The following is a 17,004-nucleotide window of genomic DNA, read 5'->3' as shown; positions in this document are numbered from 1 at the left end:
CGGTCAGCGTTCCGTCAGCAGAGCAACCGTCATCGTCTGGTTGTGCAGCCGGCAATCGACCAGATCACGCATCGGCCCGATCTCTCCATAGGAATAGAAGCCGGCCAGCACGGTGCCGGCCCCCATCCGGTCGGCCACCGCCTGCACCTCCTCCTCCACCCGGTCGCCCATCACCAGCTTGCGTCCGACGCAGCTGGTCAACAGGGCGAACCGGCCATCTGCCGCTTCGGCGGCTGGCTCGGCAGCCATTCCGGCAGTCGTGCCGACCGTCAGTGCGCCGGCACTGGCGGCGGAGGCGATCGCGCCGGCCTGCTCCGCCCCGTCGACCAGCCCATCGGTGCTGGCATGCATCAGCCGCAGATAGAAGCCTTCCTCCACCGTGCCGGCCAGGATCAGCCCGCCAGCCGCCTCGTCGATGCCGAGGATGGTGCGGATCAGCCCGACCGAATCATGGTTGCCGTTCAGCAGCTCGAAGGGGAACAGCAGCCCGGATGCCGGGAGGTCGCGGGCATAATCGCCGAGATAGCGCTTGTAGACGTTCAGTGCCGGTTCGCCGTCCAGCTGGAGCAGCAGGTTGCCGACCGCCTTCGTCACCTTGCGCGCCGGCCCGAACGGCTCCCACCCGCCGACGGAACCGAGGCCGAGATGCACGGAATCGCCGTACAGCCCGACTGCCACCGCCCGCGCGTCGGACACGCCGGACGGTCCCAGCACCAGCGTGCGGACGAAAGCACCGCCGTCGCCGGCCAGCCCGCCCGATACCGGCACGCCGGATGGCAGGCGCGACGACAGCCCGTCGATCAGCGCACTGCCATTGACGCCGACGCCGCGGGCGAACAGCAGCACCCCCGACAGGCCCGGCCGGGCGGTCAGCGCCTCCCCGAGCGCTTCGCCCGCGCGCTGGCTGTCGTCGGAGGATGCGATGCCGGCCTCCGTGGCGAAGACCGCGGTGCCCTTGTCGAAGCGGATGGCGGTCGCGATGCAGGAACCGTCGAGGACGCTGTCCCCGGCGATCTCACCCGCCGTGCTGCATCCCACCCTTATCGCCTCGGGGTAGGCGGCAGCCAGCCGGTTGGCGAAGCCTGGACTGTCGAAGATGTCGATGGAGCCGAAAACCAGAACGAGATCGGCGGTCCGCGGAGACAGAATCCGCCCCCGGGGGTGCAAACGCCGATTGCCAGACCCGCATGCCTCTCCCCATCGTCGATGACTTCCAGTCCGAGACTATCATGCAGCTGTGATCGCGAAGAGACTCTATAACGTTGGTGGGCTGCGGATGGTCATAATGACGCATGTTAAGTTCACCATCCGAACAGGGTTTGACGATTGGATTATGACCGGCAAAGGCAGAAAATGAGAGTTCCCCCGTAAGGATCTGTCAACCACACTGCGGTATGGTTGGGCGGCCAAGCAGTGTGGGTCGGAACAATCCCTGGGAGTGGGGGAGCGGTCCGCAGCCGGCGGGAACCAACGAATTGGGCAGAATGGGTGGAAAGCCCGGCCTAGACGCACTTTCCGGGGAGCAGGACGCATATGACGATGAACGCGCGCGACGATACCACCGTGCCCCACCACCCAACAGGTGCCGCAGGCGGCCGCAGGCTGGGCGTGCGCGGCAAGCTTCTGCTCGCCTTCGCCGGCATGGCCGGCATGACGGTCGCCGCCAGCATGGTCGGGCTGACCTCCTTCTCGGCGGTGGAACGGCCGCTGACGCAGATCGTCGGCACCGGCCTGCCGGAGATGGAGCTGGCGAAGCGCCTGTCCGGCGAGAGCAGCGGCATCGCCGCTGCCGCGCCGGTGCTTGCCGCCGCCGAAAGCCAGAGCGAGCGCGAGCGCGTCTATGGCGAGATCATGGGCAACGGCAAGGCGCTGGGCGCCCTGGTGGAGGAACTGGCCACCCACCGGTCCGGCGATCCGCGGATCGGCGAACTGCGCGCCAAGACCCAGGGGCTGATCGCGACGCTGGAACGCGGCAACGCCGCCGCCAACCTGCGCCTGTCCGTCCGCGGCACGCGCGAGACAATAGCGGTCGATCTGGCCAAGTCCTACGACGCCTTCCTCGCCAACCTCGCTCCGCTGACCGAGCGGGCCGGCGCCACGCTGCGCGGCAAGGGCGAGACGCTGGACAGCAGCACCGAGCGTGACATGAATTCGCTGGGCGATGCTATCCGCTCGCTGATCACGATGTATGAGGTGCGTGGCGACTTGGGGCTCGCATCGGAAGCGCTGACGCGCACCGGTGGTGCCGAAACCGCCTTCGCCGTCACCCAGTTCCAGCAGAATTATCTGGAAGCGGCCGCCCGCATGGTCAGCGCCACCGCCCAGATCGGCAGCCGGCTGAGCAAGGAGACCTCCGACGGGCTGGACGCCTTCTTCCTGCTGGGCGACGGCGCCGACGGCGTCTTCGACATGCGCCGCAAGGCGCTGGAACTGCCGGCCGGCAGCGCCGAGCGCGATGCTATCCGCCAGAAGACGACCGATGTCCTGGCCGATGCCGCCCGCCGGCAGGCCGCTCTGCTGGACCAGATGGAATCGCCGCTGATGCGGCTGAAGGCCGAGATCAAGCTGTCGAGCGTCAACATCCGGTCGCAGACCCGTGACTCGATGCAGGATCTGCTGGGGGACGGTCTGGCCCGCTTCCGCACATATCTGGAACTGTCGACCTACGCCGCCGCCACCGTCGGTGCGCTGAACGAAGCGACGCAGGCGCCCAGCGCCGACCGGCTCGCCATGCTGGAAACCCGTTTCACGGCCGCCGCCAAGGCGATGGAGGAGCGGCTGAAGGCACTTCAGGCAGCCGGCGACGACGGGCTGCCGAAGCTGGTGAAGAGTGCCGAGCTGCTGGCCGGCTTCGGCAAGGGCGACAACAGCCTGTTCAAGCTGCGCCGCTCCGAACTCGGCGCCGCCGCGGAGAACGAGAAGGTGCTGGCGGAGAACCGCCAGATCGCCCAGCAGTTCGCCGGCATGGTCGACGGCCAGATCGCCGCGATGAAGCAGGAGGCGGACACTGCCGCCGCCGGGGCCACCGACGCCCTGTCGGCCGGCCGTAAGATGCTGATCCTGTTTGCGGTCGGCAGCCTGATCGGCGCTGCGGCGCTGGCCTGGTTCGTGGTCGGCCGCAACATCGTCGCGCGCCTCAGCCAACTGTCCGATGCCATGCGGGCGATTGCCGCCGGCAACCTGAACGCGCCGATCCCCCCTGCCGGCTCCGACGAGATCGGCGATATGACCCGCGCCCTGATGGTCTTCCGCGACACCGCCAACGAGGCGAAGGCCGCCAATGCGCGGGCCGAGGCCGAACGCGGCCGTGCCGCCGGCGAGCGCCGCCGTGCCATGGTCGAGATGGCCGAGAACTTCGAGAGCAGCGTGCGCGGCGTGCTGGACCGCGTCGCCCGCGCCGCCGGCGAGATGCAGGACATGGCCCAGCGGATGAGCCGCAACGCCGAGGCCACCACCGGCGAGGCGGCAACCGCCGCCAGCACGTCCCAGCAGGCCGAAGGCAGCGTCAAGGCGGTCGCCGCCGCGACGGAGGAGCTGTCGGCCTCGATCCAGGAGATCGGCAGCCAAGTCCACGCATCCAGCCAGATCGCCCGCAAGGCGGCGACCGAGGCCGAGCGCACCGACCGCACGGTGGAGGGCCTGTCGCAGTCGGCCAACAAGATCGGCGAGGTGGTGCAGCTCATCAACGACATCGCCAGCCAGAACCAATTTGCTGGCACTGAACGCCACCATCGAGGCGGCCCGCGCCGGCGAGGCCGGCAAGGGCTTCGCCGTGGTGGCGAGCGAGGTGAAGAGCCTCGCCAACCAGACCGGCAAGGCGACGGAGGAGATCTCCAGCCAGATCCAGGCGATGCAGGCGGTGACCCAGGATGCGGTGGACGCGATCCGCTCCATCGCCGGCACCATCCGCGAGATCAACGAGATCGCCGCCACCGTCGCCGCCTCGGTCGAACAGCAGAGTGCGGCCACCCGCGAGATCGCCCGCAATGTCGGCGAGGCGGCCGACGGCACCCAGCATGTCCGGCGCAACATCGACAGCGTCGCCCGCGCCGCCGCTGAGTCCGGCGAGTCCGCCACCCGCGTGCTGACCGCCTCCTCCACCGTCGCGGATGAGGTGCGCTCGCTGGGCTCGCAGGTCGACAGTCTGGTCAACCGCATGCGGGCGGGCTGACCGGGCCGCCGGGACCGCAAATAGCCAAAAACAGAACCGAAAGAAAAAAGCCCCTCTCCCGTCAGCGGAGAGGGGCTTTTCTCATGCGGAGACCGTCGCTGGTCAGCGCCGGGTCCCGACCGTGATCGGGCGCCAGATCACCGCGGCGCCGGCACCGGCACCGCAGGCGCCGCCGCAGAATTCCTCATGGGTGTCGGTGGCGCCGCCCTGCGTGCCGCGGTTGCCCTGGGTACCGGTGGCCGTCCGCTCTTGATGCGGTTGGGCCATCTGTTGCTGCTGTGACTGAGTGGTCATACCATTTCTCCTCTCGGGGAGGCATGAGGTATCAAAATACTCACCGACGATCAACTGTGATTTTCGGCAGATCTGTCGTGACTTATTTTGGCCTCAACACCAACGGCCGAGTTTTGTTTTGCGATGCCGAAGAGTTGATCGTGCATCGCACAAGAAAAGGACAAGACGGACCAAGCCGTTCGTCCGCAAACATAAAACGCCCTTCCTCGCGGCGGAGGAAGGGCGTTTTTGTCGGAAACCATGCGGCGGAACGTCGCCCGCCGCTGCGTTGCGGCAAGAAAACGGCGGGAGATCAGCCGCTGTTGCGCAGGCCGGCGGCGATGCCGTTGATGGTCAGATGGATGCCGCGGGCGATCTGCTCGCCGCTGTCGCTGGTGCGGTGACGCTTCAGCAACTCGACCTGGACATGGTTCAGCGGGTCCAGATAGGGGAAGCGGTTGCGGATCGACCGCGCCAGCAGCGGGTTCTTCTCCAGCAGGGCCGACTGTTCGGTGATCGCCAGCAGGGCGTCGATGCTGTCCTGCCATTCCGCCCGGATGCGGGTGAAGATGGCGTCGCGCAGCGCCGGGTCCGACACCAGCCCGGCATAGCGCGATGCGATGGCGATGTTCGACTTGGACAGCACCATGTCCATGTTGGACAGCAGCGTGCTGAAGAAGCCCCAATCGCGGTGCATGGCGCGCAGCCGCTCGATCCCGTCGGGATGCTGGGCCAGATAGGCCTTCACCGCCGACCCGAAGCCGTACCAGCCCGGCAGCATCAGGCGGCACTGCGCCCAGCTGAACACCCAGGGAATGGCGCGCAGATCCTCGATGCTGGTCGATTTCTTGCGCGAAGCCGGGCGGCTGCCGATGTTGAGGTTGGCGATCTCGCCGATCACCGTCGATTCCCAGAAATACTTCTCGAAGCCCTCGGTCTCGTAGACCAGCCCGCGATAGGCCTTGAAGGCGTGCTCCGACAGTTCCTCCATGGTCTGGAGGAACTGGTCGGTGCAGGGGGCGGCCGATTCCGGGTGCAGCAGCGTGGCTTCCAGCGTCGCGGCCGCCAGCGTTTCCAGGTTGCGGCGGCCGACCTCCGGGTTGGAATACTTCCCGGCGATGACCTCGCCCTGCTCGGTGATGCGGATGGCGCCCTGCACGGCGCCGGCCGGCTGGGCCAGGATCGCCTGATAGCTGGGACCGCCGCCACGGCCGACCGAGCCGCCGCGGCCATGGAACAGACGCAGCCGCACGCCATGCTTGGCGAACACTTCGACCAGCGCGATCTCGGCCTTGTACAGCTCCCAGCCGGAGGTGAGGAACCCGCCGTCCTTGTTGCTGTCCGAATAGCCGAGCATCACCTCCTGCAGATTGCCGCGGCTCTCCAGGAAGCGCCGATAGACCGGGATCGACAGCAGCCGGTCCATGGTGGCGGCGCAGTTGCGCAGGTCGCCGATGGTCTCGAACAGCGGGGCGATGTTCAGCTCCAGCGCCTTGTCCTTCGGTCGCAGCAGCCCGGCTTCCTTCAGCAGGACGGCGACCTCAAGGATGTCCGACACGCCGTCGGTCTTGGAGATGACGCAGTTCACCACCGCATCAGTGCCGAAGCGGACGCGGGCTTCGGCGGCGGTGCGCAGGATGTCCAGTTCGGAACTGGTTTCTTCGGAATAGTCGGCGTAGCCGGAGGCCAGCGGGCGGTTGGTGTCCAGCTCGCGCACCAGGATCTCGATCCGCTCGTCCTCCGACAGCGCCGTGTAATCGACGTCGGCGTCGGCGAAGGACAGCAGCTCCGCCACCGAACGCTCATGCACGTCGGAGTTCTGGCGCAGGTCGATGCTGGCGAGATGGAAGCCGAACAGGTCGACGGCGCGGCGCAGGTGACGCAGCCGGCCCTTCGCCAGAGCCGCCGAGCCGTTGACGGTCAGCGAGCGGTCGATGATCTCGAGGTCGGCGCGGAACTCAGCCGGCGTCTGGTAGGGCGGCGCGTCGCCCACGGCGTGGCGCGGCGCCTCCAGCCCGTCCAGCGTCCGAAGCGTCGCGGCGACCCGCGCATAGATGCCGGAAATGGCGCGGCGGTAGGGCTCCATCTTGCGGTGCGGCGACGGGTCGGGCGAACGCTCGGCCAGCTGGCGCAGCGGCTCCGACACGTCGATGACGCGGGTGCTGAGCGACAGCTCCGACCCCAGCGTGTGCAGCTCGTCCAGATAGAATTGCAGGGCGCGGGTGCTCTGCATCCGCATCGCCTGACGCAGCACGGGGGCGGTGACGAAGGGGTTGCCGTCGCGGTCGCCGCCGATCCAGCTGCCCATCCGTAGGAAGGACGGCAGCTCCGTCGTCGTCCAGGACGGGTCGGTCTTGCGCAGATGGTCTTCCAGTTGGGCATAGAAGCGCGGCATCTCGCGCAGGAAGGTGTAGTCGTAGAAGGTCAGGCCGTTGGCCACCTCGTCCGTCACCGCCAGCTTGGTGGCGCGCAGGATCGCGGTCTGCCACAGCGTCAGCACGGCGCGCTGGAGCGATTCGAGGTTGGTGTCCTCCTCCTCCGGCGTCATCGGCCCGTGGTCGCGCTCGGCCAGCAGCTTGGCGACCTGCATCTGCACGGTCAGGATGCTCTTGCGCTGCACCTCGGTCGGGTGGGCGGTCAGCACCGGGCTGACCAGCGCGCCGTCGAAGAACTCCTTCAACTGCTGGGTTGTGACACCGGCTTTCGCCGCCTCGTCCAGCGCATGGGCCATGGTGCCGTCGCGCGCGGCCGACCCGGCGAGCGCATGGGCACGGGTGCGGCGGATGTGGTGCTGGTCCTCCGCGATGTTGGCGAGGTGCGAGAAGAAGCTGTAGGCCCGCACCACCCGCGCCGTCTGCGGCGGGGACAGGCTGTTCAGGATCGCCTCAAGCTCCTTGCGGGCGCCCTGGTCCTCTTCGCGGTGAAAGCGGATCGAGGTCTGGCGGATGCGCTCGACGATGTCGAACACCGCCTCCCCTTCCTGGCTGCGGACGGTGTCGCCCAGGATGCGCCCCAGCAGGCGGATGTCTTCGCGGAGCGGCTGGTCCTTCGTCTCGGAACTTTCCTGCAGCAGGATGGCGGACATGGGCGACGGTTTCCTGGTCGAGGATGGACGGATACGGGTCGATGCGCGAACGAGGATGATCATTTTTCGGGCAGGAGGTGCCCCCTGCACGCGAAGTGGTCAGACCATCGGCGACAGCATGCCGATTCTGTCGGAAGTTTCAACCGTCCGTGTGCTGGTGCGAGATAATTTCCATAAGTCGCAGCGCTGTGAAATGCGACGTCGCATATCCCATCTCTGTCCATCTCCCTCCCCAGCTTGGGGACACGACTCGAATGGGCGGTGTGCCGGAGCCAAGCCCATGAAATCCTTTCAATGGCCGGCGCCCGAACCATACTATGGTCCGGTGCCATTCCGAGGCGCCCGCTGTTCCCGTTGCGCCGACCTACAGACCGAAGAGCCAAGGCAAGCGATGAAACCCGTTCCTCCCTTCAAGGTCGCCGGGTTGTTCGTCTGTCATGTCCGTTCCGAACGGATCGAGCGGCATTTCCAGCGTCTCGTCGATCAGACCGGGCACATGATCGACTGGCATTTCATGTTCAATCCGGACAACCGGGCGGAACCGCAAGTCGATTTCGCCTATCGGCCGCCCGAGTCCTGCATGCCGGCCCGCTATCGGGAGATGGCTGCGCATGGCGGCGTGCAACGGGGCTATCTGGACGTGGCGATCATTCCCTGTGTCCTGTCCCTTGATGCCGATTTCGTGTGGATCGTCGAATACGACGTCGATTATTCCGGCGACTGGGCGCAGCTTTTCGATCAGTTCAGCCGGAACGCGTCCGATCTGCTGACGACGACCGTCCAGCCGCTCGCCGCAAGTCGCGATTGGTACTATTGGCAGTCGGCAGCGATGCCGGGGTCGGTCAGTCCTGACCACGTCCACCGGGCGTTTCACCCGATCATGCGCCTGTCCCGCCATTTCGCGCGGACCTATGGGCTGATCATGTCCATCGCCGGCTGGCGCGGCCATTACGAGTTCACCCTGCCGACCGTCGCATTCGCCGGTGGCTTCACCGTCGAAGACATCGGTGGGCAGGGGCCGCTCTGTCCGCCATCCCGGCGCGGAACCAATTACGAGAACACCCCGCAGGACGAATGCCTGCGACCGGGCACCCTGATCTGGCGCCCCTCCTGTCCGCGTTATTTTGCCGAGGACCCGAACGGCTTCGGCCGGAGCAACATGATCCATCACCCCGTAAAGCCCGACGTTGCGGATTGGGACATGCCTGCGTGACGAGAACGCCGCCAAAATTTCCGCCCGATCCAAAAGACACAATCTTGACGGGAACGCCTGGAGCTATGATTATCTTTGCCTCGAAGGGTGGTTCCGCTCAGCCTTCGTTTGAAATCGCCCTATAACTGTAGGAATGGAAAGCATGACTTTCTCCATCGAAACCGCTGCGCCTCTTGGTCCGCCCCCGCCGCCGCCGCCCCCTTCGCCGCTTTTTTCTTGATAACGCCGTTTTTCAACCTGATTTGCCTTGCGCACACAGGTTGAAGTTGTGGGCCATGGTTCGCCATGGCCCCGCAATGCCCGTCCATAGTGGAAGCATTCTCGACCGGCAGTCAGCACGGCGTGTCGATCGCCTGCATCGCCTCGCTCCAACGCCGTCTCGCCAGCATTTGAGCGTCACGGCGTTTCAGCCAGGGGTCCGGCACATAGTTGCCGAGAAACGGGTTGGTGTTGATCTCGAACACCACCGTCCCATCCGGTGTGGTGGCATGGTCCGCGCGGCCATACTCAATCCCGGCGATCTCGAACGCCGGCTTGAGCAAAGGCTCGAACCGATTGGTCGATACGGCATCGAATTCGTCTAAGACGATGCCTTCCGTAAGACAGTCATGCCGGCCATATTTGACCATCCACCGGTCTTCGACGGCGATGTGCTCCACGACGATCCGCTCGCCAATCCGCCAACTGCCCCATTTGGCCCACAGGGTGTCGTTGTACGTCGCATCGACCTTTTCCAGAACGAGAAGGCCGCGCAAAGGCACCCCATCCCGGCGTTGCACGGCAAGAGCCTCGTCGAGTTCGCTTTGGCTGTAGTAGAGCGTATCCGACGGCATCTCATGCTCGTCTTCAAGGCGCAGGAAGACGGGAAAACGCGACGGCCTCGGACGCATGTCCGCCCGATGGACCTCGATGGGATTGCCGGTTTTTTCGTTGAGATTGGTCAGAAGCTCCACACGGCTCATCGCGCAGGCAGGGTCGTTCAAGCAGCGCACGCCAAGATCGCGCAATTTCCGGTACAGGTCGGCGGCCCGTCTCAGGCGGGATGTCGAAAGCCGCTCGAGATCCGCGAAAATATAGGTGGCTCTCGGCAAGGTGGATGCCGCAAGAACCTGGTCGTAACTCAGGCTTTTGATGTCCGGAACCGGCACGCCGAACTGGCCTTCGGCAATGCTGCGAAGTGTGTATTGATGGTCCGGGGTCGTCAGGAGAATGATCATGGAAAAGCCGATGCTGCGTGCAGGAGGTCGGTTGGAAGCATGCCGCCAAGAAAATTACGCAGCCTGCTGACCCGAAGACTGTACATTCGCCCCAATAATAGAATGCCTTTTACCGAGAGACATGCTGCTTCTTGTAGTAACCGTTCCAAATCATGTCAAGTATATGTGGATTCCGCGCTCGAAGTCGATCCACACTCTTGAGATCGCTGTGCCCGGACGGAACAGACTGACCAGCCGATCTATTCTGTTGCGCAATCCGTGATTGTCGCGAGCGAACCGATGCCGGCGCACCACACCTTGCTTGCCGTCCCGGTCGAACAGCGTCAAGGCGCGGGTGTGGGCATCCGCAATACCGTCGACGGAATAGTTTTCCATCCGGACGATCGGCAAGGAGTGTTGATCATGGTGTGGAATCACCAGATCAAGATCGGGAAACTCAGGTGGAACGATGGGGATCAGACCACATGCCAGAGCATCGAACAACCGTTGTGAAATATCATTTTTCAATGGAAGAATTACACTGACCTTGTAGGAAGCCCAGTCGAGCAGCCTCTGTTCCTGGCTGAATGAGAAATACGCAGATCTTTTGTCGAGTCCGAGAGTGAACACATGATCATCAGGATATCGATCCCGATATGACGCGATCAATCCGTTTCTCTCTTTTGCATCCGCATGATTGAAGAAACCGCCATATAGTTTATCGCACCGCCCCGCGGAAACGATCTTCTCTTCCATCGAAGCCAGGAAGACACTGCTCCATTGCGTTATGCAAAGCGGAAGATGCGGCGCTATGAGGGTGGCTGCATTTGCCATGTCCTCATGCGCGAACCAATGAGCAGGGAATACCGCATCGGCGATCATAGCCGCCCGGTTGTTGAGGATGGGCTCATGATGATTGTCCCATGTCCAAAGCGCAACAAACGGCTGCCTTGGCATGTTTTGCAACTTCCAGGAAAATATCTCTTCGCTCTTTAGATGTCCGCACAGAATTACGACATCGAAATCAAATTTTTGATCATCAAAGATTGATCCATCACTGGAAATTTCTAATTTATAATAATGTTCGCGAAAGTCTTCGTCAAAATCACTGGGAAACAAGAATTTGTTTTCCGTGAAGAAAAGAATTTTTAGCTCTACTCTTTCAAGTATGGCCTTCAGTTTTCCAAGGGAGCCATCTATTTTTTCTTGGAATAATTTCGGTATCGTTGTCATTCTATCCCATCCAAACCATCAAGATTCCCCCTGCTCTATCAATTAAATATGGAGCGCGCGGAAAAATATGATATCACCCTCGCGAAAATTAGTTATCTTAATTTTTGGGATATTTTAAATAAGAAACAGAAATATTCTCATGTTTTATTTATATCTTTTCGATTTTATCAAAATATCCTCGACCTCTCTTTAAAATTCTCCACCGACAAACCTTCTGGATTTGAGGTTCTGTTATCGAAGCGAGACAGGACCTCAACCGATATCAAGCCATAGCATATCGGCAGATGAATTTGGAACGCTCATACGTCGACCTGCGGTCGTTTCCACAGCTTGACATTGTGGCGACAGTCCAGTGCAGGAGGCAAAGACAGTCAACGGTCATCGGACAAGGGCTTGCGCGCTCCCCCGCCCTACACGACACGACAAGCTACTACCATACGAGTTTCCGCTTGCGGAGCCGGGACTACCATACTAGCATTTGGCATAGGAACGAATTATCCGCATCTTCCGCGATCCTGCTCTCCGACCGGTTCCGTCAGGCCGCCAACCATGGCTTCCCGGCCGCTTCAGTATGTCCGCCGCAGCTCGAACCACCGCAATTTCAAAACACGCACAAACGGGAGGAAACCTATGATCGACCACGGGATTTCACGACGCGGCTTCCTCGCGGCGTCCGCCGGGACCGCCGGACTCCTGGCGACCGGCCGGCCGGTGTTCGCAGCCCTGCCGAAGCCGGCGAGCCCGGTCACGCTGAATGTGGTGGACGTCGCCGGCAATCTGGCGCTGACCCAGAAGGCCATCGAGAATTACCGCAAGGCCAAGCCCGACTGGGCTTCGCGCATCGTCTTCTCCAAGGCGCCGGCGCCGGAACTCCCCGGCAAGCTGAAGGCGCAGCAGGACGCCAACCGGGTCGACATCGATCTGGTCCTGACCGGCACCGACGTGCTGTCCGCCGGCATCGACCAGAAGCTGTGGGTCAATCTGCTGCCGGACCGCGCCGGCGACCTGCCGAAACTGTCCGATATCTATCTGGAGCCGGCCGCCCGCATGCAGGGTCTCGCCGAAGGCCAGGGCGTGGTCGTCACCTACTACCCGTCGGGCCCGCTGTTCGAATATGCGCCGGAACGGGTGAAGCAGGTGCCGAAGACGGCCGCGGAACTGCTGGCCTGGGCGAAGGCCAATCCGAAGCGCTTCGCCTATGCCCGCCCGGCCAACTCCGGTCCTGGCCGCACCTTCCTGATGGGGCTGCCCTACATCCTGGGCGACAAGGATCCCAAGGATCCGGTCAACGGCTGGGAAAAGACCTGGGCCTATCTGCGCGAGCTGGGCGAGACCATCGAGGCCTATCCGGGCGGCACCACGCCGACCATGAAGGCGCTGGGCGAAGGATCGCTCGACATCATCGTGTCGACCACCGGCTGGGACATCAACCCGCGGGTGCTCGGCGTGGTGCCGAAGTCGGCCGAGGTCTTCGCGGTGGAGAATTTCCGCTGGGTCGCCGACGCCCATTACATGTGCATCCCCAAGGGCGTGTCGGCGGAAAAGCTCGCCGTCCTCCTGGACCTGATGAACCATCTGCTGACCCCGGCGCAGCAGGCCTACACCTATGACGAGGGCTATTTCTATCCGGGCCCGGCGGTGAAGGGCGTGACGCTCGCCATGGCGCCGAAGGAGAGCCAGGACGCCATCGCCGAGTTCGGCCGCCCATCCTATGACAAGCTGATCGCCGACCACCCCATCGAACTGCCGCTCGCCGCCGACAAGCTGGTGCAGGCCTTCCGCCGCTGGGACGAGGAGATCGGCGGGCGCAAGGGCAAATGACGGCGCTCCAGCCGACGACGTGAAACGGAGGGGTCCTCCGCCCGGCAGCGGGCGGCGGGCCCCTCCGAAGACAGCGCCCCATCCAGCCACAGGACCCCGGAATGACCGTCGGAGCCACCACCTTCAAGCAACTGCACCTTCAGGGAGTGAGGCGGGAGTTCGACGCCTTCACGGCGCTGAAAGGGCTGGACCTCACCATCGAACGGGGCGAGTTCATCGCCCTGCTCGGCCCGTCGGGATGCGGCAAGACGACCGCGCTGAACTGCATCGCCGGCCTGCTGCCGGTCAGCGGCGGGCGCATCATGCTCGACGACCGGCGGGTCGACGTGCTGCGGCCCGAAGAGCGCGGCTTCGGCATGGTCTTCCAGAATTACGCCCTGTTCCCGCACATGACCGTGCGCAAGAACATCGGTTTCGGCCTGCGCATGCGCAGCGTGCCGAAGCCGGAACTGGAGAAGCGGGTCGATGCCGCCCTGGCGGCGGTGCGGCTGGAATCGCAGGCGGAGAAGCTGCCGGGCCAGCTGTCGGGCGGCCAGCAGCAGCGGGTCGCCATCGCCCGTGCCATCGTGGTCGAGCCGCCGCTGGTGCTGATGGACGAACCGCTGTCCAACCTGGACGCCAAGCTGCGGCTGGAGATGCGCCAGGAAATCCGCCGCATCCACCAGTCCCTCGGCTCCACCACCATCTACGTCACCCACGACCAGGAAGAGGCGCTGTCGCTGGCCGACCGCATCGTCGTCCTGCGCGACGGCGCCATCCGGCAGGTCGGCACACCGGCGGAGCTTTACGCCCTGCCCGCCCATCTCGATGTCGCCGACTTCATGGGGTTCCGCAACCGCGTCAACGGCGAACTGGTCGGGATGGAGGGCGAGGACGCCCTGCTGAACATCGAAGGCACGGTGATCCGCGGCCGGATGCGTGCCGCTTCCGCCAGCAAGGCGGCAGTCGCCGCGATCCGCCCCGATGATCTGGAGCCGACCGGCACCGACAGCGGCATTCCGGTGCGGGTGGAGGCGGTGGAGTATCGCGGGCGCGGCTTCCACGGTGTCGGCGTCACCGCTTCGGGCACCGAGCTGCATTTCGCCTCCCCCTATCCGTTGCAGCGGGGCGCCGCCGTCCGGCTCGGCGCCGATGCCGGCCGCGTGCTGGTGTTCGGAGACGCGCGATGAGCGCCGTCCTGGAAGGCCGCGCCGAGGGGCCGACCCTGCGCCAGCGATTGGCCGCCCGCGGCATCGACGGGGCGACCCTGCTGGTGCTGCCCTGCGTGGCGCTGATCCTGGGGCTGTTCATCTACCCGTTCCTCTACGGGCTGATGCTGTCCTTCGAGCCCAAGGACGGATCGCTGTTCGGCAATTATGCCCGGTTCTTCAGCGATCCTTTCCTTTACGGCACCATCTTCAAGACGCTGCGTCTGGCTTTCCCGGTGACGCTGCTGAACCTGCTGATCGCCATCCCCATCGCCTTCCGCGTCCGGCTGATGCGGCGCCAGCGTCTGCTGACCACCCTGCTGGTGCTGCCGATCACGCTCGGCACCGTTCTGGTGGCCGAAGGCATGCTGTTCTATTTCGGGCCGCAGGGCTGGTTCAACCGCGCCCTGATGGCGGCCGGGCTGCTGTCCACCCCGATCTCCGTGTTGAACGGCTATTGGGGCGTCTTCATCTCGCTGGTGCTGACCGGCTTCCCCTTCACCTTCCTGCTGACGCTGTCCTACGTCACCGGCATCGATCCGTCGCTGGAGAATGCGGCGGCGACGCTGGGTGCCGGCCCGGCCGCCCGCTTCCGCGAGGTCTTCCTGCCGCTGCTGATCCCCGGCCTCGCCATCACCTTCTGTCTGTCCTTCGTCCAGGCCTATTCGGTGCTGCCGTCGGCGGTGCTGGTCGGCGATCCGGCCGGCGCCACGCGCGTCATCTCCATCGCCGCCTATCAGGCCGCGTTCGAGGAGTACGACTACTCCATGGCCTCGGCCATCGCGATGATCATGGGGGCGGTCCAATTGCTGGTGGTCGTCGCGGTTCTCGGCTGCCGCTCGCTGTTCTACCGCGGCCCCGCCGCGGGCGCCAAAGGCTGAGGAGAGGCGGCAATGCAGAAATCCATCATGTCCCGCCTGTGGGTCTTCGCCGTCTGGGCGGTGATCGGGCTGTTTCTGATCAATCTGATGGGGCTGATCGCCTCGGTGGTGACCTCCTCCTTCGGAACCCGCTGGCTCGGCACCTGGCTGCCGGCGGGCTTCACCACCCGCTGGTACTTCGCCGCCTGGGACGAGTTCCAGCTGGGCGACGTGCTGTGGGTCACTTTCCAGGCGGTCGGGGCGGTGGTCCTGCTGTCTGGCCTGCTCGGTGTCCCGGCCGCCTATGCGCTGGCGCGGCGCGAGTTTCCGGCCAAGCGGGCGGTGATGCTGTTGCTGCTGCTGCCCCTGCTGGTTCCGCCCATCACCTACGGCATCCCGCTGGCGACGGTGCTGTACAAGGCGGGGCTGGGCGGCACGCTGACCGGCGTCATCCTGGCCAATCTGGTGCCCACCGTGCCCTTCGTGGTGCTGGTGATGATCCCCTTCATCGAACAGATCGACCCGCGCACCGAGGCGGCGGCCCGCGTCTTCGGCGCCAACATCTTCCAGATGTTCGTCCATGTGCTGGTGCCGATGCTGATGCCGGGTGTGCTGGCGGCGCTGCTTCTGGTGCTGGTCCGCACCATCGGCATGTTCGAGCTGACCTTCCTGGTCTCCGGGCCCGGCAGCCAGACCCTGGTGGTGGCGCTCTACTACGCTGTGTTCGCCTCCGGCGTCCGGGCGGTGCAGTCGATCGACGCCATGGCGGTCATCTATATGGTGACCACGCTGGTCTGGCTGATCGTCGCCCTGCGCTTCGTCAATCCGACCCAGATCGTCGGCCGCGGCAAGCGTCCGGCGGCATAGGTCCACTGTCCATGCCTGCCCCGTTCAAGGATGCACTGCCAACATCATGATCCTGAACGGGGTTCCCATAATTTCCGTCGGTACTGGCCGGCAGTTTGTTTGTGGAACTCTGGAGGGGTCTCTTTGATCCGGGTGAGCTTTCGTTGAGAAACCCGCCTTGGGCCAAGAGGGTTTGGCGGGAAATACTCTTGCCGACCGCTTGGTATGGTAGTATCCTGATAGACCAGTCATCCGCTCCGGCCCTTCGGGCAGGTTTCGAGGCGCCATAAACCATGACGTGCCGATGCTGAACAAGATCGACGTGGAATCCGGCGAGCCGATCGCGCGGCGCGTGTACCGGGTGCTGCGCCAAGCCATCGTGACGATGCAGTTCCGCCCCGGCCAAGCCCTGTCCGAGCAGGAGATCGCCGACCAGCTCGGCGTCAGCCGCCAGCCGGTGCGCGAGGCCTTCATCAAGCTGAGCGAAGCCGGCCTCCTCACCATCCGGCCGCAACGCGGCAGCTTCGTCGTCAAAATCTCGGTCAAGCAGGTGCTGGACGCGCGCTTCGTGCGCGAGGCGGTGGAGACCGCCGTGGTGCGCAAGGCCTGCGAGACCATCACGCCGGCCGGCATCGCCGAGCTGCGCGACAATCTGAAGGCCCAGTGGGACATCGCCGACGAACCGGTGCCGGTGCGCTTCCTGGAACTGGACGAAGCCTTTCACCGCGCCATCGCCATCGGGGCGGAGTGCGACTATGCCTGGCGCATCGTCGAGGAGACGAAGGCGCAGATGGACCGCGTCCGCTATCTCAGCGTTCCCTATGCCACGCCGATCCGCCGCCTGATCTCGCAGCATCAGGCGGTGCTGGAGGCGATCGTCGCTCGCGACCCGATCAAGGCGGAGGCGGCGATGGGATTGCATCTGCGCGAGATCCTGACCTCGCTGCCCGAACTGGAAGGTAAGTTCCCCGACCTGTTCACCCTTGAGGAGGCCGGAGCCCCGCCGGCAGCGAAGACCGCCTCCAGAAACAGCGGCCGGTCACGGGTTGCCGCCCTGCGCTGACCGCCGCCGCCTGTCCAGTGCTGGCCGCAAGGGAGGACGGCAGTAGCAGGGCTATA

General features: G+C 64.5%; 11 protein-coding genes and 2 pseudogenes. 8 read left to right on the top strand and 5 right to left on the bottom strand.

Annotated elements, in window-relative coordinates; translation table 11 throughout:
• Positions 1 to 3: 3 nt before the first annotated feature.
• Positions 4 to 1,167, bottom strand: coding sequence for an FIST signal transduction protein (locus ACWPN8_RS01220; RefSeq protein WP_492239634.1), 1,164 nt, complete (start codon positions 1,165 to 1,167; stop codon positions 4 to 6).
• Between the two features lie 366 nt (positions 1,168 to 1,533).
• On the opposite strand from ACWPN8_RS01220, the pseudogene ACWPN8_RS01215 reads away from it, so the two are divergent.
• Positions 1,534 to 3,180 (top strand): annotated as a pseudogene (locus ACWPN8_RS01215) (methyl-accepting chemotaxis protein); the annotation flags it as partial.
• 529 nt (positions 3,181 to 3,709) lie between these two features.
• Positions 3,710 to 4,000: pseudogene (locus ACWPN8_RS01210) on the top strand (methyl-accepting chemotaxis protein); the annotation flags it as partial.
• Between the two features lie 273 nt (positions 4,001 to 4,273).
• Here ACWPN8_RS01210 and ACWPN8_RS01205 read toward each other — a convergent pair.
• Positions 4,274 to 4,465, bottom strand: a complete 192-nt coding sequence (locus ACWPN8_RS01205; protein WP_109096229.1) for a hypothetical protein — start codon at positions 4,463 to 4,465, stop codon at positions 4,274 to 4,276.
• Positions 4,466 to 4,757: 292 nt separating this feature from the next.
• Complete coding sequence (gene ppc, locus ACWPN8_RS01200) at positions 4,758 to 7,529, bottom strand: phosphoenolpyruvate carboxylase (RefSeq protein ID WP_492239633.1); 2,772 nt, start codon at positions 7,527 to 7,529, stop codon at positions 4,758 to 4,760.
• A gap of 280 nt (positions 7,530 to 7,809) precedes the next feature.
• On the opposite strand from ppc, the gene ACWPN8_RS01195 reads away from it, so the two are divergent.
• Positions 7,810 to 8,742 (top strand): hypothetical protein, encoded by a 933-nt coding sequence (locus ACWPN8_RS01195; protein ID WP_492239632.1) that lies wholly within the window; start codon positions 7,810 to 7,812, stop codon positions 8,740 to 8,742.
• Between the two features lie 332 nt (positions 8,743 to 9,074).
• On the opposite strand, the gene ACWPN8_RS01190 is transcribed toward ACWPN8_RS01195, so the two are convergent.
• Both ACWPN8_RS01190 and ACWPN8_RS01185 read right to left on the bottom strand, forming a co-directional pair.
• On the bottom strand, positions 9,075 to 9,959 hold the full coding sequence (locus ACWPN8_RS01190) for a hypothetical protein (protein ID WP_492239631.1): 885 nt from the start codon (positions 9,957 to 9,959) through the stop codon (positions 9,075 to 9,077).
• A 150-nt stretch (positions 9,960 to 10,109) separates the two neighbouring features.
• Positions 10,110 to 11,171, bottom strand: a complete 1,062-nt coding sequence (locus tag ACWPN8_RS01185; protein WP_492239630.1) for a hypothetical protein — start codon at positions 11,169 to 11,171, stop codon at positions 10,110 to 10,112.
• Between the two features lie 630 nt (positions 11,172 to 11,801).
• Here ACWPN8_RS01185 and ACWPN8_RS01180 point away from each other — a divergent pair.
• The 5 genes from ACWPN8_RS01180 (at position 11,802) to ACWPN8_RS01160 (ending at position 16,948) form a co-directional block, all read left to right on the top strand.
• Positions 11,802 to 12,992 carry an extracellular solute-binding protein gene (locus tag ACWPN8_RS01180; RefSeq protein WP_492239629.1) on the top strand — a complete coding sequence of 397 codons (1,191 nt, stop codon included), beginning with the start codon at positions 11,802 to 11,804 and terminating at the stop codon, positions 12,990 to 12,992.
• Between the two features lie 101 nt (positions 12,993 to 13,093).
• A complete protein-coding gene (locus tag ACWPN8_RS01175) occupies positions 13,094 to 14,161 on the top strand; it encodes an ABC transporter ATP-binding protein (RefSeq protein WP_492239628.1) in 1,068 nt (355 codons plus the stop codon).
• Positions 14,158 to 15,060, top strand: a complete 903-nt coding sequence (locus ACWPN8_RS01170; RefSeq protein WP_492239627.1) for an ABC transporter permease — start codon at positions 14,158 to 14,160, stop codon at positions 15,058 to 15,060. Before ACWPN8_RS01175 ends, ACWPN8_RS01170 begins: the two co-directional genes overlap by 4 nt.
• 12 nt (positions 15,061 to 15,072) lie before the next feature.
• Positions 15,073 to 15,906 carry an ABC transporter permease gene (locus tag ACWPN8_RS01165; RefSeq protein ID WP_109096237.1) on the top strand — a complete coding sequence of 278 codons (834 nt, stop codon included), beginning with the start codon at positions 15,073 to 15,075 and terminating at the stop codon, positions 15,904 to 15,906.
• A 283-nt stretch (positions 15,907 to 16,189) separates the two neighbouring features.
• Positions 16,190 to 16,948 carry a GntR family transcriptional regulator gene (locus tag ACWPN8_RS01160; protein WP_492239626.1) on the top strand — a complete coding sequence of 253 codons (759 nt, stop codon included), beginning with the start codon at positions 16,190 to 16,192 and terminating at the stop codon, positions 16,946 to 16,948.
• Positions 16,949 to 17,004 lie beyond the last annotated feature (56 nt).

The organism is Azospirillum sp. UENF 112521 (assembly GCF_058780665.1).
Note: the sequence above shows the minus strand (reverse complement) of the source record. Positions and strands in the feature narration are given on the sequence as shown.